This is a genomic window from Rhodanobacter humi, assembly GCF_041107455.1.
Classification (GTDB): Bacteria; Pseudomonadota; Gammaproteobacteria; order Xanthomonadales; family Rhodanobacteraceae; genus Rhodanobacter_A.
In genome coordinates, this window is record NZ_JBGBPY010000001.1 from 3,929,846 (window position 1) to 3,952,787 (window position 22,942).

Here is a 22,942-nt window from a genome sequence, read left to right on the forward strand (position 1 = left end):
GCCATGCGCCTGACCACGGCCGCATCAGCGTGCAGGGTTCGCTGCCTGCTCAAACATGGTCGGCCAACTCGATGGCGGAGCGCCGGTCACGCCGGGCTTTCCCGGGCATCGATTTGCTTGCCTGCGCCACGGCGTCGTGCGGATGCAGGCTTTCCCGATGCTCGAGACGGACGTGGAAGTCCGCAATGGTGTCGTCGTCATCCAGCGCGTGCTGGATGCGGCGCGCAGCATCCTCGCAGAACATCGGATTGGCGCCGTTGGCGCGCGCGAAGGCCTGCTCGTCCTCGCGTTTCACCGCCGTCTGCACCGGCGTGCCCAGCGCCTGTTCGACGCGGTCGATCAGGGCGATCAGCTTCAGTGGCGCGCCATCGACGAAGCGCACGGCGAGCCGCGCCACGCTGCGCTGCGCGTGCGGGGTGGCGACGATGCCGCGCTCGCTGCCCAGCCACGCCAGCACGGCCGCATGCTCCAGCGGTGCGGCCGCGTCGAAATCGCGCGCGAACTGCTGCTGTATCAGCTGGCGCGACAGTGCCGCCGAAGCGGGGCAGGTGGAGGAGTACGTCACTTCCGTGCCCAGCTCCAGGCGGAAGCCGTCGCTGTCCAGACGGGCGTCGATGAACACCGGGTAGGCGCGCCAGCCCGCATGGCCGCTGCGCAGTGCGGCGCGGCGCACGAGCAGGTCGAAGCGCAGGCTCACGCGGGCACGCCGGGCCAGGCCTTGCTGCGAGACGAGGAAGGCGCGCAGCAGGGATTCGAGCAGCGGCGCATCCAGCGGTCGTGCGGCCAGGTATTCGTCCGCCAGCAGGTACAGGCGCGACATGTGGATGCCGCGCCGATCGGGCTGCCCGAGATCGACGAAGGCGCCGACCTTGGCGCTGGCGCGCTGCACGTCGCCGTTGCCGGCGTCGAAGTGCACCGGCATCTCGATGCCGTCCATGCCCACCCAGTCCAGGACGCCACCCGGATGCAAATGGGCATGGGTGGCGACGTCGGGCAGCGGGCTCGCGCGCTCGCCCGTGGCCGCGGAGTCGTGCCGGCTGTCGGCCTCAGGGTGTGTTTCGCCGCGTGCCACGCAACTGCTCCACCGCCGCAGCGGCGTTCACCTGCAGCAAACCGTCGGACACCTTGCTGCTGTCCAGCAGCAGGGCACGGACCCTGTGCGCGTCGAGTTCCGGGGCGAGCGCGAGCAGCAAGGCGACGATGCCGCTCACGTGCGCGGCGGCCATGGACGAGCCGGTGGTGAAGTCATAGCCGTCGCCGGGCTGGGTGGTGAGGATGTCCGTCCCCGGTGCGCTCAGTACGCCGGGCGGAGCCATCGCGGCGTCGGCGACGCGCACCACGATGACGCCCGGCACGTCGTTGGGGAAGCCGTCGGGTTTGCCGTCCGGTGGCATGGCCGCCACCACGATGCGACCCTGGTCGAGCAGCTGCGCCAGCAACATGCGCAGCAACGGATCGGCCGGGCCGCCGAGGCTCAGATTGACGATGCGCACCCGGGTATCGAGGATCGCCGCCAGCGCCTTGGCCAGGGTGAAGGAGTTGCAGCGCGCGCCAGCGCCCGCCGCCGGCGGATACCAGCAGGCCTTGTAGATGCTGAGCGTTGCCTCGGGGGCGATGCCGACGATGCCCTGGCGGTTGTTGCCGTCGGCGGCGACGATGCCGGCCACTTCGGTGCCGTGAGGGTCGGCGTCGAATGCGTGGCTGTCGTCGTCCACCAGGTTGTGCACGTCGCGGATGCGTCCCTGCAGTTCGGGATGGCGCTGGTCCACGCCGGTGTCGACGATCGCGATGTCCACCCCCTTGCCCTGGCTGAGCGCGTGGGCGCGGGCGGCAGCGGTTTCGACGAAGCCGCGCTGGAGATCCACGTAGGGGTCGTTGTAGCGGGGCGCGGGCGCGTCCTGCTGCGCGTAAACGGTGAAATCCTGCAGCGGCTGCGCGAGCCGCACGCGCGCATCCGCGGCAAGCGTCTTGAGCAGGTCGTCCCGGGTCGTGCCGGGCGGAGGCTCGAACACGGCGCAATACAGGCCCAGTGGTTTGATCGGCCAGCCCGCGATCTCGCGCAGGCCATAGTGCCGTTTCAGCGTATCCATGACGGACAGCGCGCGCTGCCCGGCACCGTAGCGCGCCGGCGGGGTGTAGCCCAGTAGGCTGGAGCCCGCGCGCGTCGAGGGCGGCTCCTGCTCGTTGGCGACTGCCAGCACGATGTCGCGGTGCGCATCCATCGACACTGCCGTCGTGGTCGCAGCGCTTCCGCTGCCGGAGTGTCCATCGCTGGCCACCGCCCGCTGCGCCGGCAAGCCCAGGGCGATGGCCAGCGCGAAGAGGACGAGCGCACGGCCGCTCATGGCGTGGCGCTGATGGGTTCGGCCAGGCGGATGCCGCGGGCGGTGCGGAGCTTCGGCAGGATCTGCACGGCCGTCGCCGCGGCGTCCGTCGGCACCACGGTGTAGGCCCCGACACTGTTGGGGCCGTGCACCACCTGCAGGTGCAGGGCATGCAACAAGGCGTTCCAGTCCGCCAGCGTCATGCCCGCGTCGGGCACCACGCGGATCGCGTCGGGCGGCACCGGCGATGGCGTCTCGCTGAGCGTGCGGTACGCCGGATTCTCGACGGCGGCCAGCTTGACGCCCAGCACGCCGAGGCCGACCGCCTGGGCGACCACGGCGGCGGCCAGCGCCCGCACCAGCCAGACGCGCGATCGTGGCTGGCGGGGAGCTTGCCGGGGATTGGAGGTATCGAGCCGGGCCAGCAGGCGCTGCAACCCGACCTCCGCGTCGAGCGGTCGCTCCGGCGGCAGCGACAGCGCGAGCCGCAGGCGGCTCTGCTGCGCAAACTCGGCGCGACACGATGCGCAGCCCGCCAGGTGATTCTCCAGCCAGGCCGCCTGTTCCTTCGCGGCGCTGTCCTGCAGCACCCAGGGCATCAATTCCCAGGCGTGCGGGCAATCCATGCCGGGGTTCTCCGTGGGCCTCATGACGCACCCTCCTTGCGGGCGGCCGGGTTGCCGGCCAGGCCGGGCAGCACGTTGCGCAGCTTGACCCGGGCATAGAACAGCCGCGCCTTCACCGTGCCCAGGGGGCACTGCATGATGGCCGCGACATCGTCCAGCGAATGCCCCACGCCGTAGACCAGCTCGATCACCACGCGCTGATCCGCCGACAGGTGTTCGAGTCCCTTGCCCAGCCAGTCGCGCAATTCGCGGTCTTCGTCCGGATCGCTGGACATGAGGCGCTCGTCCGTCGACATCTCGTATTCGACGGGTTCGTCGCCGTGCTGCCGCAATGCCTTGAGGCCGCAGCGGTAGGCGATGCCCATGATCCAGGTGGAAACGCGCGAGTCGCCGCGGAACTCGCCCGCCTTCTGCCAGGCGATCCAGAAGCAATCATTGACGACCTCTTCGATGACGTCGCTGCGTCGGGTGAGGCGGGACAGGAAGCGGCACAGCCGGCCGTGGTAACTGCGATACAACGTCGCCAGCGCGGCGCGGTCGCCCGTCGCCATGCGCTGGAGCAGCAGGCGGTCGATGACCTCGGCGTCGGTGTCGGCTTCGTTCATGGGTTGTCAGTTTGGTGCCGTTCGGACGCGAAAAGGTTGCCCCCGGATCAAAAAGACCAGGAAACCGTCGCAACCCACGGCGCGGCGCCCGGGGCGCCCCGCTGCCGGCGCATGCGCGGGGCGGTCACGATGCGCTCGAGTTCCATGCGCCAGTTCCCCATGGCCCAGATCAGGCCCGCGTGCCCGTAGCGGTAGGAGCTCGGGAGGGCCTGCCCGTATTCGTGCCCGTACACGCGCCAAGGGCCTGCGTACTCGTAGCTGCGGTAGGTCGCGGCGGGGGGCTGGGCGATGCCCACCCCGGCGGAAAGATAGGAATGCCATGGCAGCGGCCAGTGGAAATCGAGATCGGCCGCGCCCCGCACCCGGTGGTCACTTGCGCCCAGCGCGCGCACGGCCGACAGGCCGAAGGTCAGGACGTCGCGGTACATCCAGTGGACGCCTGCCTCGGCCCGGTCGAAGGTGCGCATGCGGGTCGAACCGGAGTAGCGGTAATACAGCAGGTCTGCCTGCATCTGCCAGGCATCGGACAGCGACCAGGAACGTGAGGCCTGGGCGGAGGTTTCGGCAAGATGGTGCGGCGCGCGCAACTCGGTGCCGGCCGACAGGCCCAGCGACCAGCCGGTCGGCGAGGTCCAGGAGGCGGCTCCCTGCAGGATCGGCGTAGCGGCGGTGATCGCCTGGCCGCGGTCGACCAGTTGCGAACTGAGCGCCACGGCGCCGTGGAAGCCTGCCGACTGGGCATGCAATCCCCACGGAAGGCAGGCGCCCAGCGCCAGCGATGCCAAGCCGAATGCGGATCGATTCATGGGCCGCCTGGATGGTTCCCAAGTGTGCGGAGCCTAGCGCGAATCCGGGGCGGTGGCGTCGCTGCGGGCGACGCCTGTTGTCCCTCGGGAAAGCGCCAGCCCGACCGTGTGCTGGAGGACAGGCGTCGGGTCATTGCGTCGCGATGTAGCTCGACAGCGCCTGGATGTCCGCATCGTCGAGTGTCTGTGCCACGCCGTGCATGATCTGCGCGTTGCTGGTGCCGCGGCGCGCACCGCTCCTGAAATCGTGCAGTGCCTTGGTCACGTAGATCGCGGACAGGCCGTGCAGGCGCGGGAAGGTCGCCCACGGCGGTTGTGGCGCATCGCCGGGATACACCCGTGGCCCGCGCCCGGAGGGGCCGTGGCAAGCCTGGCAGGGAGGTACGCCGCGGGCCGGATCGCCGTCGAGAAAGAGCCGCCCACCGCGGGAGGCGGCATCGGCGCGGCCGGCCGGCCTGGCCGGGAGCGAGGCGTAATGGACGGCCAGGTTGCGCATGTCCGCGTCGCTCAGCGTGGCGGCCTGGCCGCTCATGACCGGGTCGCTGCGCTGGCCGTGCTTGAAGGTTTTCAGTTGCACGTAGAGATAGGTCGCCGACTGCCCGGCCAGGTCCGGAAAGTTCGGCGCGATGGCCAGGCCCTGCGGCCCGTGGCAGGCCGCGCAGACAGTCGATCGTGCCTGGCCGGCCCGGGCATCGCCGGTGATCGGCGGCTGCCGGCGCAGGTCGACCCACGTCGCAGGCTTGCGCGCCGCCGCGCCATCGGCCGCGACCGTCGAAAACGCGGGCGCCCACAGGATGGCGAGCGCCACCAGATGAAGCAGACGAGGCATGGAAGGCATCGCGGCGTTCCCTCAGAGCTTCACGGTCACGAAGGCGCCCACCAGCAGGACATGCCAATGCGGCTGCGGCCCCAGCTCGGTGAAGACGCGGTTGCCGACGATCAGCTCGGCAGGCGTGCCGAAACCGGCGTAGTGCCAGTCGGCGTAGTTGCCGAATTCGTATTTCCCGTACAGGACCAGACCCAGTTTCCGGTTCAGCGCCAGGTTCAGGCGGCCCGTGAGCGTCTGCATGCGGTAGACGTTGGCAGGGAAGCGGTCGCCGACATCCGCCGCGGTCAGGATGGATCGGTATACCGTGGAGATCGCCGCCAGACTGGCATAGCTGTAGCTGTCGAGACCGCGCGACCAGGTGTAGTCGTAGGCTAGGTCGAGCCTGACGCGCGGCGAGAAGGCGTGCCTGAAATGCGCGCCGGCGTCGACGTTGCGCTCGTTGTCCGTCGCCGTCCAGAAATTGGCATACGGGTAGAACGGGCCGCCGAATTGCATGTCGGCCTGTTGCGGCGAGGAAAAGGTCAGCGCCTCGTTGTCGTTGACGTTGCCCTGCTTGAGCCGGCTCGATGCCATGCCCGCATAGGCGCTCATCGAGGTCGCCGCGCTCGGCTCCCAATCCCAGGACAGATCGGCGCCGGTCGTGCCGACGGATTGCCGCCCGATGTCCGCGCCGTAGTGATGCCGGTTGCCATACAGCGTGGCGCTGAGGGTGGCGGTGGTGCCCAGCGGCATGGCCAGGATCGCCTTGAGCTTGCTCGCCGCGAGGTTGCTCATGTCGTATTTGTACATCTGCGCGACGGTGAACGCGGTGTAGCTCACCGCAGGCAGCACATAGCCGGGCATGGACGGCGAGTACGCGGCGAGGTACGGATCGGGGTTGTAGCGGCCGCCCGTGCGCTTCTCGTATTCGTAGCTGAAACGCAGGGTCGCGTTGCCGAGGGCCCTGGTATCCCAGCCCAGCTTGAGGTGCTGGTCGTCGATGTAGCTGCGTTCGCGCGGGCGCGGCGTCTGGTGGTCGAGCAGGTAGCTCGCGCTCAGCGTGTTGTCCCGGTCGATCCGGTAGCTGCCACCCAGTTCCGCCTTGCGGTCGTTGGTGCTGAAGGGGATGTTGGCGATCTGTGCGAAGTTGGACTGGTACAGCGGGCTGCCGGGCTGGAACAGTTCGGTCCCGCCGGTGACGAGCGGCTCGGCGCCGTTCTCGGGAACGTAGCCGTACTGTCCGGTCAACGGGTTGACCATGGTGTAGCGCGTCATGTTGTTTTCGCTGCGCTGGCGCAGGTCGAGGTGCCAGCTGAGCTTTGCGGTGGGCCGAAAATCCACGCGCAGGTCGAGCAGGCCGGTATCGATGCGCGCATCGCCGTTCTGGCGCGACAGCGCGGCCGTGGTGTTCCAGTCCGCGCAGGCGATGCCGGTGGTGCCGAGGTACTGCCCGCTCGGGCAATACAGCGGGTTGAGCGGGGCCTGCAGTGCATCGTTCTGCCGCATGCTGCCGTAGGAAGCCGAGACGGAGAACTCGCCGCGCCAGAGCTTCAGCGGATGCGTAGCTTCCAGGCGCACGTGGTAGTAATCGTTGTTCGGCTCCAGCGACCAGGTGCCGCCGGTGATCACCGAGGCGTAGCCCGGCGCCACGGCAAACGGCACGGCATAGTCCAGCGTGCGCTTGTGGTCGCGGAAGAACGAGCCGGTCATGCCGAGGTTGAACAACCAGCCCGAGGCGCCGCCCTGGTTGCGCAGGCCCAGGTTGACGTCGGTGGTGGTGAAGTCGACCGGGCGCACCGTTTCGTATTGCCCGCCGAACGTGCCCGGCACACTCGGCGTGCCCGCACCGCCCGGCCCCGGGGCCACGAAGAAGTAGGTGAGGTACATCGGGCCGCCCCAGTCGCGGTCGCCCGTGCGGTTCTCGTTGGTCACGCCGGCGTAGCCGATCCAGTGGCGGGTCAGCGTGCCCTCCCAGCTGACACCCGTGCTCTGGCGCGTCACCGACAAGGTCCGGCGTGGCCGGTTCGCCTCCACGGCCTGCACCTGGGCCGGCGTGCTGCCGGTGGCGAGGCCGTCGGGCAGGGTCAGATCGGTGGAGCCCGCGCCGTTCCACAGCGGATACGCCGTCGTGCTCAGGGTGTGCGGGATGTCCCGGTAGAACGCCTCGACGCGATAGTCGCCGTAGCGGCCGCCGCGCAGGCGGTAGTACTGGTCCTGGCTGCTGATCCGGCTGCCGCGGAACTCGACGTACTGGCCGGTCCGGTGGTTCAGCGCGGAGAACGCGAGCATGCCCAGCGCGGCACCGTTCTTCCAGCCGGAATACATCCGGAAGAACTCGTCGTTGCGATCGCCGCTGACATGGAGGTAGCCGAGTTCGGCCAGCAACTCGTACGTCCAGTCGCCACTGCCCAGCCTGGTCTCGTCGGGTATCTGGCGGGGCCAGGGGTAGAGCACGCCGGTCGGCGTGCGCAGCTGGCCGGCATGCAGCCAGGACATGCCGGCCGGGTCCGGCGCGTCGAACATCGCCCAGCCGGTGGGATCGAGGCTGTTGCCGAACTGGGTGTTGCCCACGCGCTGGCTGTCGCTGGTGTCGCTCTGCGCCAGCACCGGCGCGGGGCCTGCGACGCCGAGTGCCAGTCCGAGCAGCGCAGTCAGGGGTTTGTGCTTCAGCATCGCTCTCCGCCTTCGCCGGATGGCGGGTCACTGGTGGAACTTGGCACCGTTGGGGTTGTTCGAACCGTGGATGTTGCTGTGGCAGCTCAGGCAGGCGCGCTCCATCACGCGCTCGTCCGGCACCAGCCCGCTGCGCAGGCTCTGGCGCGTCAGCAGATCGTTGACGTGGTCGTCGTTCGTGTGGCACTGCTGGCACAGCATCGGCACCGGCAGGGCCAGCAGGTTTTCCTGGTTCGAGCCGTGCGGGGTGTGGCAGTTGAGGCAGTTCTCGGCCACCGGCGCGTGCTCGAACAGGAACGGCCCGCGCTTCTCGGCGTGGCAGGTCGTGCAGGTCTCGTTGACGGTATCGGTCTTCAGCAGCGGCTGGGTGATGCTGCCGTGCGGGTTGTGGCAGTCCACGCAGGACATCTGCCCCTCCGGCAGCGGCATGTGCGAGCGGCGGTTGAACTGGGCGCGGATGTCCTGGTGGCAGGTTGCGCACACCTGGTTGATCGACTCGTTCGCCAGCACGCCTTCGGCGGACAGCCGCGTCATCGGGTTGTGGCAGTCGGTGCACGACAGTCCGCGTTCCTGGTGCACCGAGCCGATCCAGTGCTGGCGCGCGCCGCCGACGTGGCAGCTCAGGCAGGTGCGCGTCTGCACGTCGACCGGGGTTTTCGCGTCGCGCGTGTAGGCGATGATCAGGCCCGGCGCCGCGGGGTTCTTCGCATGCTCCGAGCCGGGGCCGTGGCAGGCTTCGCACGCGGCCTGCGGTCCGCTGCTGGCGCCGCCGGCGCGGAACGAGGCCACGTGCAGGCTGTGCGCGGCCTGCATGCTCTCCAGCGCATGGCAGGCGGCGCAGCTCTTCGCGCCGATCGCGTCCGCGTCGGGCGCCAGCGGATTCCGCGGGATCGACGCCGCATCGAACGGCGTGGCGGGGCCGTCGTCGGACGCGTCCACGCGAGCGCCGTGGCGCATCGCCGCGCCGGCGCCCATGTCGGTGGCCGGCAGCATGCGCGCGATGTCGCTCTCGGTCAGGCGGCTGGATGGCTGGTGCGTGGCGGACTGGCCGGTGTTCGTGTCGTCGCGCTGCTGCGCCTGCGCGACGGACGACCACAGCAGCGCGTTGCCGAGGCCGACGGTCGCGGCCAGCAACGCCCACAGCGACAGCGCCGTCAGGCGCATGGCTCGTCGTCCCCGCGCTAGGCCCGGGATGTCTTTGCGCGTTGTCGTCATCCAGTCGATCCCATGCATGTCCCCAAAGACTTGCTTCATGCCGAAGCGAGGCTCATGCGCGTGATGCATCTGCGCGTGATGCATCAGTGAGCCCTGTGAGACGGAGTGCCGGCTGGGCGATGAAAGGTTGCATCCGGCATCCGGCAACCGGCAAGCCCGGAAATCCCGGGTGACTCGGTGCATCGTTTGGTTGCGAGGCACGCGCCTGGCACCTCCCGATCGCAGCACAACCTTTCGCCAGCCGGACGACACTCAGGTGTCGTGGGTCACATCCATGAACTCAGGGGCTGGTCCGGTACATGGAAATCGAACGCATCCGGTTGCAGGAACATGGCGACGATCGCGGCATGCTGATCGCCCTGGAGCAGGATCGGAACGTGCCCTTCGTGATCCGGCGCGTGTATTACCTGTACGCCACCCATGGCGGCGTGCACCGCGGCATGCATGCGCATCGCCATCTCAATCAACTGGCGGTGGCGGTACGCGGCTCGGTCACCTTCCTGCTGGACGACGGCAGCGGACCGGTGCGGGTGGTGCTTGACGATCCCTCGTACGGCCTGCACCTCGGCAGCATGGTGTGGCGCGAGCTGTACGACTTCAGCGAGGACTGCGTGCTGATGGTGCTGGCCGACCATGTATACGACCCGGCCGACTACATCACCGACTACGCCACCTTCCTGCGCGAGGTGCGCGGCCCCGTGTACCAGGAGGGCATGGCGGCATGCCAAGGCCTCTAGTCCTCGTCGGCGCAGGCGAGTTCGCGCAGATCGCCTGTGAATACTTCGAACACGACAGCGACCGCGACGTGGCCGCCTTCAGCGTCGAGCGCGAGTACCTCGCGCAGACCCGGCTGGCCGGCCGTCCGGTAGTGGCGTACGAGACCCTGGAGGCGAGCCATCCGCCGGCGGAGTTCGACGTGTTCGTCGCGGTGCCGGCCAGCCAGCTCAACCGTCTGCGCACGCGCCTCTACCGCGACGCGAAGCGCCGCGGCTACCGGCTCGCCAGCTACGTCAGCTCGCGTGCCTTCGTGTGGCGCAACGCCGAGGTGGGCGAGAACAGCTTCATCTTCGAAGCCAACGTCATCCAGCCGTTCGTGCGCATCGGCAACAACTGCGTGCTGTGGAGCGGCAACCACGTGGGGCATCGCACGGTGGTGCACGACCACGTGTTCGTCGCCTCGCATGCGGTCATCTCCGGTTACTGCGAGATCGGCGAGAGCAGCTTCGTCGGCGTGAACACCACTTTCAACGATCACGTGAAAGTCGCCCCCGACAACGTGATCGGCGCCGGCGCGCTGGTCACCCGCGACACGGAACCGGGGCGGGTCTACGTCGGCTCGCCGGCGCATGCGGTGCCCGACCGCACGAGTTTCGACGTGAGGCTTTGACGAGCGCATGTGCGCATGGACCAAGCAAGGGCTGGTCTTCGACACCGCGCGGCAAGGCGTGGGCGGCTGGATGCGCCACTCGGCGCTCACGCCGACGCCGTATCGCCTCGACGACGAGCTCATCCGCGTCTACGCGGGATTCCGCGACGCCGACGGTGTCAGTCGCATCGGCTACGTCGACGTGCGGGCGGACGATCCCGCGACAGTCGTGCGGGTCAGCGCCGAACCGGTGCTCGACATTGGCCGGGCCGGCTGTTTCGACGACAACGGCATGATCCTGGGTGACGTGGTGGACGCGCCGGGCGGCCTGCACCTGTTCTATGTCGGCTTCCAGCGCGTAGCCAGGGCCAAGTTCCTGGCCTTCAGCGGCCTGGCCGTTTCCCGCGACGGCGGCAACAGCTTCCGGCGCGTGCAGGAAACCCCGATCCTGGATCGCGCGCCCGGCCGCAGCACCATAGCCGCGGTGCATTCGGCCATGTACGAAGACGGCCGCTGGCGGCTGTGGTACGCGGTAGGCGACGACTGGGAGACGATCGGCGGCCGGTCGTTTCCGCGCTACCACATCCGTCATGCCGCAACGGGCGATCTCGCGGCGATCCCGCGCGAGGACCAGATCTGCCTGCGTCCGCAGGGCAGCGAATACCGCATCGGCCGGCCGCGCGTATACCGCTTCGGCGGCCGCTACGTCATGCTCTTCACGCGGGGCAATGTCACCGGCGAATACTTCCCCGGTGTCGCCACGAGCGACGACGGTATCGCCTGGGAACGCCACGACGAGATGCTGGGCATCGCGCTGTCCGCCGACGGCTGGGATTCGCGCACGCTGTGCTATCCCGCGCTGATCCGCCAGCGCGACAAGCTGCTGATGTTCTACAACGGCAACGACATGGGCGTGGACGGCTTCGGCGTGGCCGAGGCCGACGCGATCCATTTCGACGGTGGCGCGCATGTTCGCGGTTAGGCCCTATGCCGCGACCGACGCAAACACTTGGGATGCGCTGGTCGAGCGCTCCCGCAACGGCAACCTGCTGCACCGGCGCGGCTACATGGATTACCACGCCGACCGCTTCGTCGACCAATCGCTGATCGTCGAGAAGCACGGCGAGGCGGTGGCGGTGTTTCCCGCGAACATCCAGGACAAGCTGGTGACCAGCCACGGCGGTCTCACCTACGCCGGGCTGATCAGCACGCACGCCCTGCGTGCCGAGTCGACGCTGGCCGTGTTCGGGCAGATCGCCGACCACTACCGCGCGCTGGGCGTGGAGCGGGTGATCTACAAGGCGGTGCCGCACATCTTCCACGCCTGCCCGGCCGAAGAGGATCTGTATGCGCTGCATCGGCTGGGTGCGCGGCTGCGGCGTCGCGATCTCTCCTCGGTCATCGCGCTGCGCGAGACGTTCCACTTCACGCAGGAGCGCCAGCGTGAAGTGAACAAGGCGCGCAGGTCCGGCATCGACCTCCGGACCGGCACCGATCCGGCGGACTTTCACGCGCTGCTGACCACGGTGCTGCACAAGCACGACACCCGGCCGACCCACAGCCTCGCCGAACTGCGCCTGCTGCAGGCGCGCTTCCCGCGGCACATCGTGCTGCACGAGGCGCGCCGCGAGGGCGCCTTGCTGGCAGGGGCGCTCGTCTACGACTTCGGCCGGACCGTGCACACCCAGTACCTGGCCGCTTCGGAGGAGGGGCGACGCCTGAACGCGCTCAGCCTGCTGCTGGCGGAGTTGATCGGCGGCGTCTACGCGAACCGCAGCTACTTCAGCTTCGGCGTCTCGACCGAAGACGAGGGCAGGGTGCTCAACGGCGGCCTGGTGGCACAGAAGGAACGCTTCGGCGCGCGCGCCATCGTGCACGACTTCTACGAGTGGACGCTGTGATGGACACCCGGCTGCTGGAAGTGCCGTTCCTCGACCTCAGGGACGTCCATGCACGCTACGCCGACGAGTTGAAGGCGGCGGCCGCGCGCGTGATCGATTCGGGGCACTACGTGCTCGGCGAGGAACTGGCTGCGTTCGAGCGCGAGTTCGCGACCTGGTGCGGCGTGCGCCATGCGCTGGGCGTGGGCAGCGGGCTCGATGCGCTGGCGCTGATCCTGCGCGGCTACCTGGGGCTGGGTGCGCTGGCCGAGGGCGACGAGGTGATCGTGCCCGGCAACACCTTCATCGCCAGCTTCCTCGCCGTCAGCGCGAACCGGCTGGTGCCGGTGCCGGTGGAGCCCGACCCGGTGAGCTTCAACCTCGACCCGGCCTGCGTGGCGGCGGCGATCGGACCGCGCACGCGCGCGATCATGGCCGTGCACCTGTACGGCCAGCTGGCCGACATGCCGGCGCTGGTCGCGCTGGCCAGGCGGCACGGCTTGCTGCTGATCGAGGACGCCGCGCAGGCGCACGGCGCGACGCGCGACGGGCGCAAGGCTGGCGCGTTCGGCGACGCGGCCGCCTTCAGCTTCTACCCGGCCAAGAACCTCGGCGCCTTGGGCGACGGCGGCGCCGTCGTGACCGGCGACGCGCGGCTGGCGGAGCGTGTCGCGGCGCTGCGCAACTACGGCTCCGACACGAAGTACCACCACCTGTTCCAGGGCGTCAATTCGCGACTGGACGAGATCCAGGCCGCGCTGCTGCGGGTGAAGCTGCGCCATCTCGACGAGGACGTCGCGCTTCGTCGCCGCGTGGCGCGCCGTTATCGCGACGGCATCCGCCAGCCGCAAATCGCGTTGCCGGACGTGGCGCATGAAGAGCAGCACGCCTGGCACCTGTTCGTGGTGCGCTGTCATCGCCGCGACGCACTGCAGCGGCACCTGCAGGCGCAGGGCGTGCAGAGCCAGGTGCATTACCCGGTGCCGCCACATCGCCAGCCGGCGTATGCCGAGCTGCGCGAGGCATGGCTGCCGCTCACCGAACGTCTGCACGAGGAGGTGCTGAGCCTGCCGCTGGGGCCAAGCCTCGGCGAGGACGCGGTGGCGCGCGTGATCGCGGCCTGCAACGCGTTCGAGTGTCCGCCATGAACATCGTGCGCGCCGGCTTCTACTCCTCGATCGCCACCGCGGCGCGGCTGCTGGCGGCGCTGGTGGTGATCAAGCTGGTGGCGTGGCTGGCCGGGCCCGCGGGCGTGGGCAAGCTGGGCCAGTTCATGAGCCTGATGTCGTTGCTGGCCGTGCTGGCCGGCGGCGGCATCAGCGCCGGCATCGTGAAGTACGTCGCCGAGTACCGGGACGACCCGCAGCGCCTGGCGCGCCTGCTGGCTGCCGCGCTCTGGTATGCGTTGTGCGCCTCGATTCTGATGGGTTGCGTGGCCTTGCTGTTCAGCCGGCAACTGGCGCTGTGGCTGCTGGACGATGTCGCCTACGCGGGCCTGATCCGCCTGCTCGCCGTGGCCCAGCTCGGCATCGCGCTGGTCAACTACATCCTGGCCGTGATCAACGGCTTCATGGACGTGCGCCGGCTGGCGCTGATCCAGGTGCTGGGCTCGATGCTCGGCACCGTGGTGGCAGTCTGGCTGGCGCGCTGGCTGCACCTGTACGGCGCGCTGCTGGCCCTGGTGCTGGGCCAGCTGCTGTGGCTGGTGGTCGGCCTGCCGGCGTGGTGGCGCAGCCCGTACTTCCGGCGCAGCATGCTGCGGCTGCGCTTCGACCGCGAGATGACGCTGCGGCTGGCCGCCTTCTCGGTGATGACGCTCACCTCCGCGCTGGTTTCGCCGCTGGTGAACATCGCGGTGCGCGACCATCTCGCGCAGCAGCTCGGCTGGGAGCAGGTCGGCTACTGGCAGGCGGTGAGCAAGGTGTCGGACGCCTATCTGCTGTTCCTCACCACGGCCATCAACATCTACTACCTGCCGAAGCTGGCCTCGATCAGCGAACACGGCGCGCTGGTGCACGAGTTGCGCCAGGCGTATCGCCATCTCCTGCCCGCGGTGGTGGTGCTGGCGGCGGCGGTGTACCTGCTGCGCGGCTGGGTGACGCGCCTGCTGTTCAGTGCGGACTTCGCGCCCGCCAACGCGCTGTACGGACCGCAGCTGCTGGGCGACGTGGTCAAGATCGCCGCCTTCGTGCTGTCCTACGTGATGCTGGCCAAGGCGATGACGCGGCTGTTCGTGCTCTCCGAGTGCGCGTTCGCGGTCAGCTACCTGGCGCTGGTCTACCTGTTCACCGCGCGCTTCGGCCTGGTCGGCGCGATGTACGCCTTCGCGGTCAACTACCTCGGCTACCTTGCCTTCAACGTGCTGGTCGTGCGGCGCTACCTGGAGAGGGTGCAATGACGGCCCACGACGCAGTGCAGGACATGGCGACGCCGCTGGTCTCGGTGCTGATCCCCGCGTTCAACCACGAGCGTTACGTGCTGCGCTGCCTGGACAGCGTGCTGGAAGATCCCTATCCGGCGAAGGAACTCATCGTCATCGACGACGGCTCGACCGATCGCACCGGCGCGCGCATCGCCGACTGGGTGGCCACGCATTGCATGGACATTCCCATCGAGTACGTGCAGCGCGAGCATCGCGGCATTGCCGCGACCTTGAACGAGCTGGCGGCGCGCGCGAACGGCGAGTTCCTGCGGCCGGGCGCCAGCGACGACTACCTGCTGCCCGGCGGTCTCGCCGCGCAGGTCGACTACCTGCTGGCGCATCCGCGCAAGGTGGTGGTGATCGGCGACTCGGTGGTCGTGGACCGCGACGGGCACAAGCTGCACGACAGCGGCATGTGCGACCTGCACGGCGCCGACAAGAGCCTTTACCGCACCGACGACGGCATCCGTCGCGCGGTGATCCGGCAGTGGGCCATCGGCGGGCCGGTCGCCCTGATCCGCAGGTGCGCACTGGACACCGCCGACCGCTGGAGCGAGGGCCTGCGCATCGAGGACTGGGACCTGTTCCTGCGCCTGGCGGCCCGTGGCGTGCTCGGTTTCATCGACGTCCACGTCTGCGCCTACCGCCTGCACGACGCGAACGCGAGCCGGACGCGGCACACCGGGGCCCGCATCGCGAACCTGGCCGAGTCGCGGCACGTGGCGATGCTCCGGACCGGCCTGTTCGAGGAACCATACCGGACCCTGCTGCGGGCGCAGTCGCATTACATCGACGCCAAGATCTCGTTCCTGGAACGGCGGCCGTGGCCGCTGCTGCGTCACCTCGCGGCGTATCTCGCGCTGGCCGCCAGGGCCAGGCTGCCGCCCGCGGGACCGCATGCGGAGGGGACATGAAGCGGCTGCTGCGACTGCCCTCCACCTGGCTGGGGCTGCCGATCCTGCTCGCCTGCGGGCTGACCTGGTTCACCTACGAGCTGCCGCCCGACTACCTCGAAGGCCTGCTCCTGCTGGTGGTGACCGCGGCGGCGATCGTGCTGCTCGACGTGCAGGTGGGCGTGCGGATCCCGGACACCGCGCACTTCCGCGCACGCGACTACACCGGCACCCGCGATGCGTTCGTCGCACTGGCCTTCGCCGGCCTGATCCTGCTGTTCTGCCTGCTCGATCTCACGCTGTTCCCGATCCCGCTGTTCGACAAGCCGTCGGCCTATGCCGTGATGACGGGCGGCCGGGAGCACATCCGGCACGTCTCCGACATGTGCTGGGTGCTGCCGCCGATCGGGCTGCTCTGCGCTCGGCGCCGCTGGTTGCGCTACCTGCTGATCGTCGTCGGCTTCGTGTTCCCGGTGCTGGTGATCGACCGCAACCGGCTGTTCGCCGCGGTGTTCTCGTTCGCGCTGCTGATCCTGCTGCGGCGGGACGAGGCACGGCCGCTGCCATGGAAGGCCGTCGGCGCGCTCGCGCTGGCGGGCGTCAGCGTGTTCGCTATCCTCGGCATCGTGCGCTCCGGCACGCTGCAGTACGTCACGCTGCCGTTCGGCGCGATGTACCGCGCCGCGCCGCAAGGCATCAAGTGGCTGCTGCTGTACGGCAGCGCGGGCCCCTACAACTTCAGCGCGATGCTGGCCAAGCACTACGTCAACGCGGACTTCCTGATCAACCAGATCGTGCCCCTGCACGGCTCCATCGCGACGGCCGGCACGGGCATCCCGCTGGATGCGCCGAACATCAACGTGGGCACGGAGTTCTTTCCGTTCCTGCTGGCGCTGGGCCCCTGGGGCGCGGTGGCTTCGGTGTTCGCGCTGTACGCGATGCTGCTGTGGAGCGTGCAGCGGCTGCGCCCCACGGTGCCGCTGTTCTCGCTGCTGATTTTCCTGCGCATGTCCTATGTGTGCGCGATGTCGCCGTTCGCGCCGCAGGCCTTCACGTGGACGAACGCCGGCTTCATCGGCGTCTGTCTTTTCCTGCAGCTGTTCGCGGCCTGGCTGCCGAACCGAAGGGCAGGGGGCGCCGCGATGGCCGCGCAGGCCGTGTCTTCACTTTCTCTCCAGCGGGTACGGAACCATGGAACACGATGAAATCTATCTGGTCGACCTGTGGCGGGTCTTTGTGCGCGAGTGGAAGTGGTTCGTGCTCGTGCTGGCGCTGACCCTGGCCTGCACTTACGCGTTCGCGCATCTGGCGAAGCGCCAGTGGGAGGCGACGGCCTGGATCCAGATCGCGCAGGTCGGGCAGGTGCCGGCCGGCCAGGATCCGAAGGTCGAACCCTTGCAGCGCGTGACCGAGCGCTTGCAGCTGGTGCCATTCCAGAACGAGGTCTTGCAGAGCGCCGGCTATGCGCCGACTTCGTCCGTGGCCGGGCTTTACCGCAAGAGCCTGAAGCTGGAACCGATGCTCTACGCGGGCTCGCTGGTCAAGTTGACCGTGCGGGCGTATTCACGGCAGCAGGCCAGCGAGCTGGCCGCGGCGACGGTCGCCCAGTTGCGTCTGGTCCACCAAGGTCTCGAGGAGGCGCCGCTGGCGGCGGCACGCGCGCGCCTCGCCCAGATCGATGCCGAGCTGCAGACCGCGCTGGCCGACCAGGCCCGGTATCGCCAGGCGGCCGCGTCGGGAAACAAGGGCGAGGCGGGCGGCAAGGACGTCGCCAATCCGATGCTCGCGAGTCTGCTGCTGGCCAACAAGGAAGACGAGATCCGTGGCCTGCGGCAGGCGAAGAACGATCTCGTCGAACGCCTCGGACCCACCTACACCTACGAAACCTCGACGGTGTGGCCGATCTATGTACCGGAGGGACAAGCCTTTCCGAATCCCATGCTGACCTGGGGCATCGGCCTGCTGCTGGGGATCTTCCTGGGTGTGTCAGCAAGCGTTGCGCGCAGCACCGCACGGCGATCTGCGTAGAGGTGGCACGGCTGCGCCGAGAGAGCAGGGCGGAATCACCCGATCACGGGAGAGCCGATGGCCTGCCGTGCCGAACATCACATGGTGCGAGCGAGCCCGGGCAATACTCAGCTCCGGTCGACGTAGAAGATGACTTGCTCGCCCTTGATCTTGCCCTGTCCATCGAGCAGATAGAGGCGCGCCATCGGAAGCGTCTTCGGTGTGCCGAGACCGAGAAACGCCTTGACCGTCACCATGACGAGTGCGTTGCGCTCATCGCCGATGCTCGCGATCACCCGGGCACTGGCCGGTACGACGGCCTGCGCGAACCGGACCAGGCCTGTCATGTAGTTGTCGATGCCGACGAGATCGGTTGGCGTCACGGCGGGTTGCATGCTTGTTGCGGTGAAGTGGATGTCGGCCGCAAGGCTTTTCCGCGCTGATGCAAAGTCGTGGTTGCTCCAAGCCTCGATATGGGCATGGGCAATGGCAATGGCCTGGGAATCCGGCTTGGCCGATGCCGGGTCTTGCTGCTCCGGCACGAAGCCGGCGTTGGGCGGCCTGCGCTGCGTCATGGCCATTCCGGCGAATGGCGCCAGCGCGAGGCTGGCCCCGAGCCTTTGCAGGAACCCTCGTCGATCCAGCTGGCTCATCGATCCGACTCCCGTCGCCGCGCGCAAGACGTGCGTGCCATCCCGTCGATCAATGGTTGCGCCGGCATGAAGGGTGGTGAGGCAGCCGATTCCGTTTCGATGACCCTCGGCCGGGCGCAGCCTTCCGCTGCAGGACGGGCACATGCCCCGAAATTTCCGCAGCCACTCAACCAAATCCGCTCATGGCAGCACCTATCGAGCGGGTCGAGACACATTGACTGCGACGGGCACCGCCGGTCGGCGACTGTCCTGGACCGTGGTGGCGATCAACGAGCTGTGCTTGGGTGCAACAGGGACCGACTCGACATGAGTGGACAACACGGGCTTGAAACAGGGTGCCCGGTCGAACCCGGCCACGACGTTCGCCGGTCTCGATCGGCTGCGTCCTTGAGCGAGGCGCAACTGCTCGACACGCAGCGCGCCTTCGACAGCGTGGCAGCCGACTACGACGGCCCCCGCGGCAACAACGAGCTGATCCAGCGCATGCGCGCGACCCTGTGGGACACCGTGTGCCGCGAACTTCCCGGTGGCGGACGCCTGCTCGACCTGGGCTGCGGCACCGGCCTCGACGCGATCGAATTCGCGCAGCGCGGCTACCAGGTCGTCGCCACCGACTGGTCGCCGCAGATGGTCGCGCGCACCCAGGTGCGTGCCGCCGCCGCGGGCATGGAGGCCCGTGTCGACACCGCGCACCTCGGCATCCAGCAGCTCGACCGGCTCGACGACGCGTTCGACGGCATCTACTCGAACTTCGGCCCGCTGAACTGCGCACCGGACCTGCACGCGGTCGCGGCCGAATGCGCGCGCCTGCTGCGGCCCGGCGGCCGGCTGGTGTTCTCGGTGATCGGCCGGATCTGCCCGTGGGAGCTGGTGCATTACGTGCTGCGCGGCCGCTTCCGGCGGGCCGGCGTGCGCGCCGCGCGTGGCGTCACCGCGGTGGGCATGAACCGCCACACGATCTGGACCAGCTACTACCTGCCGCGCGAGTTCCATCGCGCCTTCGCCGGAGAGTTCGCACTGGCGGGCTACCGCGCGCTCGGCCTGTTCCTGCCGCCGCCCTACCTGGTGGACTACTACCGCCGCCATCGTCGCCGCAACGCATGCCTGGGCTGGCTCGACGATCGCCTCGGCGCGCTGCCGCTGCTGCGCGACATGGGCGATCACTTCCTGATCGTGATGCGCAGGCGCTGACACGATGAGCTTCCTGCAAGCCGCGCTGGACATCAGTCTGTGCCGTGCGATCACGGTCGCGCCGGCTGGCATCTCGCACGCGCCGCTGCCGATCCGGGCTGCGCGTATCGGCGCCTCGCTGGCCGCGCGGGCATGGCGCATCGACCTGCGCGATCACCTGATCTTCCCCGGCCTGATCAACGCGCACGAGCACCTGCACGTCAACGCGGTGCCGCCGCTGCCAGCGGACGCGCCGTTCGCGAACAGCTACGCGTGGATCGCGGCGTTCCAGGCGCACTTCGCCGAGCCCGCCGTGGCCGCCGCGCTGCGCCTGCCGAAGGCGCTGCGGCTGCGTCACGGTGCGCTGAAGAACCTGCTCGCCGGCGTCACCTGCGTGGCGCACCACGACCCCTGGCACCCGGCGCTAGACGCGCTGGATTTCCCGGTGGCGCTGCTGCGCGACTACGGCTGGAGCTACGCGCTGGGCTGGCCCGGCTACGGGCCGCCGGTGCCGGCGAGCTTCGCCGCCACGCCCATGGGGCGGCCTTGGATGATCCATCTGGCCGAGGGCACGGATGCGGTCGCGCAGGCGGAGCTGGCGCAGCTGGACCGGCTCGGCTGCCTGGCGGCGAACAGCGTGCTGGTGCATGGCGTGGGTCTGCGCGAGCGCGACATCGACCGCGTGCTCGCCAGCGGCGCCGCGATGGTGTGGTGCCCGACCAGCAACCGCAGGCTGCTCGGGCGCACGCTCGATCCGCGGCGGCTGTGCGCGGCCGGGCGGCTGGCGCTGGGCAGCGACTCGCGGCTCAGCGGCGCGCGCGACCTGCTCGAAGAAATGCACGACATCGCTGCCCGCGGCGAGCTCGCGCCCGCGCAGATCCTGGCGTTGGCCACGACCGCGGCGGCGCGCATCCTGCGCCTGCCGGGGCGCGGCAACCTCGCGCCGGGCGCACGGGCGGACCTGGTGATCGTCGAGGACCGCGGCGGCGCGGCGCGCAGCCTGGTCGACCTCGATCGCAGCGACATCCGCGCGGTGGTGCGCGACGGCGTGCCGTGCATCGCCGATCCCGATTTCGCCGAATGGTTCGCGGTCGCCGGCGTGGACACCGTGCCCGCGATGCTGGACGGCCGGCCGAAGTTGCTGGCCGCGCCGCTGGCCGAGCCGGACCTGCTTGCGCTCGAGCCTGGGCTCGAACTCGTCGCCGCACGCAACGCGCCCGAGCGCGAGCGTGCCGTGGAAGCGCGATGACGATGATGACGCACCCGCCGCTGCTCGAACCGGCCGAGGCCTACGCGCTGTGGGCAGCGGAGTATCCGGCGCACGCCCACAATCCGGTGATGTGCGCCGAGGAGCGCGCGATGCTCGCGTTGATGCCGGCTTCGCTGCGCGGACAGGCTGTGCTCGATGCCGGCTGCGGCAGCGGGCGCTACCTGTTGCACGCGCTGCGGCGCGGCGCGATGCGCGCGACCGGCGTGGACCTGTCGCCGCCCATGCTGGAACGCGCTGCCGCGGAGCTGGGCAGCTTGCGCGCCGACGCGCCGGTCACGCTGCTGCAAGGTGACTTGGTGGCCTTGCCGGTGCCGGATGCCCAGGCGGACCTGACGATCTGCGGTCTGGTCGTCGGACACCTCGATGACTTGGAGCAGGCGCTGGCCGAGCTGCGCCGGGTGACCCGGCCCGGCGGCATCCTGCTGTGCAGCGACGTGCATCCGATCGGGCATGCGCTGGGCTGGCGGCGCGATTTCAAGTCCGCGGGCAGCCGCTACGCCGTGCGGCACACGCAGCACCTGTACGGCGATTGGCATGCCGCCTGCGCCGCGCTCGGGCTGCACATCGAACAGGTGCTGGAACCCATGCTTGACCCCGCCGACATCCCCGCCGGCGCGCACTTCGACCCCCGGGCGCTGGAGGTTCCCGTCGCGCTGGTGTTCCGCTTGCGGCGCGCACCCGGTTCCGATTCCGCTTGCATGCAGGCCTGCCCATGACCGCTCCACGCACCTTGCTGATCAACCCGACCGTCACCTCGCGGTCCAGCGCGCGCTTCCCGCTCGGCCTGCTGCAGCTGGCGGCGGCGCTGGACCGCAACGGCAGCAGCCGCATCATCGACGGCAACGTGGACCGCGACTTCGTCAACGACAGCCTGCGCGCGATGGAGCATGAGCGCTTCGACGCCGTCGGCGTGGGCGTGATGGGCGGCCCGCAGGTAGCCACGGCGATCGCGGTGTCCAGGGCGATACGTGCGCGTTTTCCGCTGGTGCCGATCATCTGGGGCGGCTATTTTCCGACCCTGCACACGGATGCCACGCTGGCCGCACCGTATGTGGACTACGCGATCCGCGCGCAAGGCGAGAGGACCCTGCCCGAGCTGGTCGCCGCGATCGTCGATGACGAGCCCGAGCTGGGCCATATCGCCGGCCTGTCGTGGAAGCGCGCCGGCACGGTGGTGCACAACCCGGCGCGTCCCATCATGCGTCACGACCCCGCGGGGCTGCTGCCCTACGACAAGCTCGGCGATCCGCGCCGCTACCTGGCGCGCACCTACCTGGGCCAGCGCACCGTCGCCACCCAGGCGGCCATCGGCTGCCGCTACCACTGCACGTTCTGCGGCGTGGCCGCGATGTTCGGCGGTGCGACCCAGCTGCCGGCCGCGGCACGGCTGGAACGCGAGCTGGCGTATTTCAAGCACGAGCTGGGCGCCGATGCGGTGCAGTACTTCGACCACAACTTCTTCGACCGCGAGGCGGACATGCTGCCGCTGCTCGAGGTGATGGCGCGGTTCGAGCTGCCGTGGTGGTGCTTCGCCCGCTCCGACGCGCTGCTCAAGCTCTCGGAGCACGCGTGGGCGCTGGTGCGCCGCAGCCGGCTGCGCATGGCCTACATCGGCGCGGAGTCGCCCAGCGGCCAGATGCTGCACGACATCCGCAAGGGCACGCGGCCGGACCAGACCCTCGAGGTGGTCGAGCTGTGCCGCCGCCATGGCGTGATCCCGGAGCTGTCGTTCATGGTCGCGCCGCCGGAGAACACCGAGGAGGAGACCGAGCGCACCTTCGAGTTCATCCGCGAGATGAAGCGGATCAACCCGCAGACGGAGATCGTCATCTACATCTACACGCCGCTGCCGGAGCACAGCCGCCACGAGAAGGATCGCACCAGGCGGCCGGGCGCGCCGCTGCTGGATATCGACGGCGAACCGGTGGTGTTCCCCGCGACGCCGGACGAATGGGCCCAGCCGCGCTGGGTCGATTACGCCTGCCACATGGATGCGCCCTGGCTCAGCGACCGGCTGCGCCGCCGCATCAACGACTTCGTCACCGTGCTGCGCTGCCGCTATCCCACGGTGCAGGACTTGCGCGCGCCGCCATGGGCCAAGCGCAATCTCAGCGCGATGGCCGGCTGGCGCTACCGCTTCCGCCGGTACGACCGGCCGTGGGAGCTGAACCTGGCGAACCGGCTGGTGCGCCTGCGCATGCCGCAGGTGTCGGGCCTGTAGGTC

At 69.3% G+C, this 22,942-nt stretch carries 22 protein-coding genes; 13 read left to right on the plus strand and 9 right to left on the minus strand.

The window, feature by feature from the left end:
* Positions 1–49: 49 nt before the first annotated feature.
* The 8 genes from folE2 to AB7878_RS17500 form a co-directional block, all read right to left on the minus strand.
* A complete protein-coding gene (folE2, locus tag AB7878_RS17465) occupies positions 50–997 on the minus strand; it encodes a GTP cyclohydrolase FolE2 (protein WP_369495796.1) in 948 nt (315 codons plus the stop codon).
* A 49-nt stretch (positions 998–1,046) separates the two neighbouring features.
* Positions 1,047–2,345 carry a S8 family serine peptidase gene (locus tag AB7878_RS17470; RefSeq protein ID WP_369495574.1) on the minus strand — a complete coding sequence of 433 codons (1,299 nt, stop codon included), beginning with the start codon at positions 2,343–2,345 and terminating at the stop codon, positions 1,047–1,049.
* Positions 2,342–2,974 carry an anti-sigma factor family protein gene (locus AB7878_RS17475; RefSeq protein ID WP_369495575.1) on the minus strand — a complete coding sequence of 211 codons (633 nt, stop codon included), beginning with the start codon at positions 2,972–2,974 and terminating at the stop codon, positions 2,342–2,344. Before AB7878_RS17475 ends, AB7878_RS17470 begins: the two co-directional genes overlap by 4 nt.
* Complete coding sequence (locus tag AB7878_RS17480) at positions 2,971–3,555, minus strand: RNA polymerase sigma factor (protein ID WP_369495576.1); 585 nt, start codon at positions 3,553–3,555, stop codon at positions 2,971–2,973. Before AB7878_RS17480 ends, AB7878_RS17475 begins: the two co-directional genes overlap by 4 nt.
* A 47-nt stretch (positions 3,556–3,602) precedes the next feature.
* Positions 3,603–4,361, minus strand: a complete 759-nt coding sequence (locus AB7878_RS17485; protein ID WP_369495577.1) for a TorF family putative porin — start codon at positions 4,359–4,361, stop codon at positions 3,603–3,605.
* Positions 4,362–4,491: 130 nt separating this feature from the next.
* Positions 4,492–5,190, minus strand: coding sequence for a c-type cytochrome (locus AB7878_RS17490; RefSeq protein WP_369495578.1), 699 nt, complete (start codon positions 5,188–5,190; stop codon positions 4,492–4,494).
* Positions 5,191–5,211: 21 nt separating this feature from the next.
* Entirely contained in the window at positions 5,212–7,842 is a 2,631-nt protein-coding gene (locus tag AB7878_RS17495; RefSeq protein WP_369495579.1) for an MtrB/PioB family outer membrane beta-barrel protein, read from the minus strand.
* A 27-nt stretch (positions 7,843–7,869) separates the two neighbouring features.
* Entirely contained in the window at positions 7,870–9,006 is a 1,137-nt protein-coding gene (locus AB7878_RS17500) for a DmsE family decaheme c-type cytochrome (RefSeq protein ID WP_369495580.1), read from the minus strand.
* A gap of 350 nt (positions 9,007–9,356) precedes the next feature.
* Here AB7878_RS17500 and AB7878_RS17505 point away from each other — a divergent pair, with 350 nt between their 5' ends.
* The 9 genes from AB7878_RS17505 to AB7878_RS17545 are packed head-to-tail and all read left to right on the plus strand — an operon-like array spanning position 9,357 to position 17,646.
* Entirely contained in the window at positions 9,357–9,794 is a 438-nt protein-coding gene (locus tag AB7878_RS17505; RefSeq protein WP_077484915.1) for a sugar 3,4-ketoisomerase, read from the plus strand.
* Entirely contained in the window at positions 9,779–10,444 is a 666-nt protein-coding gene (locus AB7878_RS17510) for an acetyltransferase (RefSeq protein ID WP_369495581.1), read from the plus strand. The genes AB7878_RS17505 and AB7878_RS17510 overlap by 16 nt, the downstream gene beginning before the upstream one ends.
* Before the next feature lie 7 nt (positions 10,445–10,451).
* Positions 10,452–11,405 carry a glycoside hydrolase family protein gene (locus AB7878_RS17515; RefSeq protein WP_369495582.1) on the plus strand — a complete coding sequence of 318 codons (954 nt, stop codon included), beginning with the start codon at positions 10,452–10,454 and terminating at the stop codon, positions 11,403–11,405.
* A complete protein-coding gene (locus AB7878_RS17520; protein WP_369495583.1) occupies positions 11,392–12,324 on the plus strand; it encodes a GNAT family N-acetyltransferase in 933 nt (310 codons plus the stop codon). Before AB7878_RS17515 ends, AB7878_RS17520 begins: the two co-directional genes overlap by 14 nt.
* A gap of 14 nt (positions 12,325–12,338) precedes the next feature.
* Positions 12,339–13,451, plus strand: a complete 1,113-nt coding sequence (locus AB7878_RS17525) for a DegT/DnrJ/EryC1/StrS family aminotransferase (RefSeq protein WP_369495797.1) — start codon at positions 12,339–12,341, stop codon at positions 13,449–13,451.
* A complete protein-coding gene (locus AB7878_RS17530) occupies positions 13,448–14,701 on the plus strand; it encodes an O-antigen translocase (RefSeq protein WP_369495584.1) in 1,254 nt (417 codons plus the stop codon). The genes AB7878_RS17525 and AB7878_RS17530 overlap by 4 nt, the downstream gene beginning before the upstream one ends.
* On the plus strand, positions 14,698–15,639 hold the full coding sequence (locus tag AB7878_RS17535; RefSeq protein WP_369495585.1) for a glycosyltransferase family 2 protein: 942 nt from the start codon (positions 14,698–14,700) through the stop codon (positions 15,637–15,639). The genes AB7878_RS17530 and AB7878_RS17535 overlap by 4 nt, the downstream gene beginning before the upstream one ends.
* Positions 15,636–16,823: a hypothetical protein gene (locus tag AB7878_RS17540; RefSeq protein WP_369495586.1), complete on the plus strand. Its 1,188-nt coding sequence runs from the start codon at positions 15,636–15,638 to the stop codon at positions 16,821–16,823. Before AB7878_RS17535 ends, AB7878_RS17540 begins: the two co-directional genes overlap by 4 nt.
* On the plus strand, positions 16,810–17,646 hold the full coding sequence (locus AB7878_RS17545) for a Wzz/FepE/Etk N-terminal domain-containing protein (RefSeq protein WP_369495587.1): 837 nt from the start codon (positions 16,810–16,812) through the stop codon (positions 17,644–17,646). The genes AB7878_RS17540 and AB7878_RS17545 overlap by 14 nt, the downstream gene beginning before the upstream one ends.
* A 107-nt stretch (positions 17,647–17,753) precedes the next feature.
* On the opposite strand, the gene AB7878_RS17550 is transcribed toward AB7878_RS17545, so the two are convergent.
* Positions 17,754–18,278 (minus strand): nuclear transport factor 2 family protein, encoded by a 525-nt coding sequence (locus AB7878_RS17550; protein ID WP_369495588.1) that lies wholly within the window; start codon positions 18,276–18,278, stop codon positions 17,754–17,756.
* A gap of 387 nt (positions 18,279–18,665) precedes the next feature.
* Here AB7878_RS17550 and AB7878_RS17555 point away from each other — a divergent pair, with 387 nt between their 5' ends.
* From AB7878_RS17555 to AB7878_RS17570, 4 genes are read left to right on the plus strand one after another with little or no spacing between them, the layout of a single operon-like run.
* Positions 18,666–19,469: a class I SAM-dependent methyltransferase gene (locus tag AB7878_RS17555; RefSeq protein ID WP_369495589.1), complete on the plus strand. Its 804-nt coding sequence runs from the start codon at positions 18,666–18,668 to the stop codon at positions 19,467–19,469.
* Between the two features lie 4 nt (positions 19,470–19,473).
* Positions 19,474–20,697, plus strand: coding sequence for an amidohydrolase family protein (locus tag AB7878_RS17560; protein WP_369495590.1), 1,224 nt, complete (start codon positions 19,474–19,476; stop codon positions 20,695–20,697).
* A 5-nt stretch (positions 20,698–20,702) separates the two neighbouring features.
* Positions 20,703–21,434, plus strand: a complete 732-nt coding sequence (locus tag AB7878_RS17565) for a class I SAM-dependent methyltransferase (RefSeq protein WP_369495798.1) — start codon at positions 20,703–20,705, stop codon at positions 21,432–21,434.
* A complete protein-coding gene (locus AB7878_RS17570) occupies positions 21,431–22,939 on the plus strand; it encodes a B12-binding domain-containing radical SAM protein (protein WP_369495591.1) in 1,509 nt (502 codons plus the stop codon). Before AB7878_RS17565 ends, AB7878_RS17570 begins: the two co-directional genes overlap by 4 nt.
* Positions 22,940–22,942: the final 3 nt, after the last annotated feature.

Coding starts and splice junctions, on each gene's coding strand:
- AB7878_RS17470 (WP_369495574.1), bottom strand. CDS start 2,345: ATGAGCGGCCGTGCGCTCGTCCTCTTCGCGCTGGCCATCGCCCTGGGC.
- AB7878_RS17475 (WP_369495575.1), bottom strand. CDS start 2,974: ATGAGGCCCACGGAGAACCCCGGCATGGATTGCCCGCACGCCTGGGAA.
- AB7878_RS17480 (WP_369495576.1), bottom strand. CDS start 3,555: ATGAACGAAGCCGACACCGACGCCGAGGTCATCGACCGCCTGCTGCTC.
- AB7878_RS17485 (WP_369495577.1), bottom strand. CDS start 4,361: ATGAATCGATCCGCATTCGGCTTGGCATCGCTGGCGCTGGGCGCCTGC.
- AB7878_RS17490 (WP_369495578.1), bottom strand. CDS start 5,190: ATGCCTCGTCTGCTTCATCTGGTGGCGCTCGCCATCCTGTGGGCGCCC.
- AB7878_RS17495 (WP_369495579.1), bottom strand. CDS start 7,842: ATGCTGAAGCACAAACCCCTGACTGCGCTGCTCGGACTGGCACTCGGC.
- AB7878_RS17500 (WP_369495580.1), bottom strand. CDS start 9,006: ATGCGCCTGACGGCGCTGTCGCTGTGGGCGTTGCTGGCCGCGACCGTC.
- AB7878_RS17505 (WP_077484915.1), top strand. CDS start 9,357: ATGGAAATCGAACGCATCCGGTTGCAGGAACATGGCGACGATCGCGGC.
- AB7878_RS17510 (WP_369495581.1), top strand. CDS start 9,779: ATGCCAAGGCCTCTAGTCCTCGTCGGCGCAGGCGAGTTCGCGCAGATC.
- AB7878_RS17515 (WP_369495582.1), top strand. CDS start 10,452: ATGTGCGCATGGACCAAGCAAGGGCTGGTCTTCGACACCGCGCGGCAA.
- AB7878_RS17520 (WP_369495583.1), top strand. CDS start 11,392: ATGTTCGCGGTTAGGCCCTATGCCGCGACCGACGCAAACACTTGGGAT.
- AB7878_RS17530 (WP_369495584.1), top strand. CDS start 13,448: ATGAACATCGTGCGCGCCGGCTTCTACTCCTCGATCGCCACCGCGGCG.
- AB7878_RS17535 (WP_369495585.1), top strand. CDS start 14,698: ATGACGGCCCACGACGCAGTGCAGGACATGGCGACGCCGCTGGTCTCG.
- AB7878_RS17540 (WP_369495586.1), top strand. CDS start 15,636: ATGAAGCGGCTGCTGCGACTGCCCTCCACCTGGCTGGGGCTGCCGATC.
- AB7878_RS17545 (WP_369495587.1), top strand. CDS start 16,810: ATGGAACACGATGAAATCTATCTGGTCGACCTGTGGCGGGTCTTTGTG.
- AB7878_RS17550 (WP_369495588.1), bottom strand. CDS start 18,278: ATGAGCCAGCTGGATCGACGAGGGTTCCTGCAAAGGCTCGGGGCCAGC.
- AB7878_RS17560 (WP_369495590.1), top strand. CDS start 19,474: ATGAGCTTCCTGCAAGCCGCGCTGGACATCAGTCTGTGCCGTGCGATC.
- AB7878_RS17565 (WP_369495798.1), top strand. CDS start 20,703: ATGACGCACCCGCCGCTGCTCGAACCGGCCGAGGCCTACGCGCTGTGG.
- AB7878_RS17570 (WP_369495591.1), top strand. CDS start 21,431: ATGACCGCTCCACGCACCTTGCTGATCAACCCGACCGTCACCTCGCGG.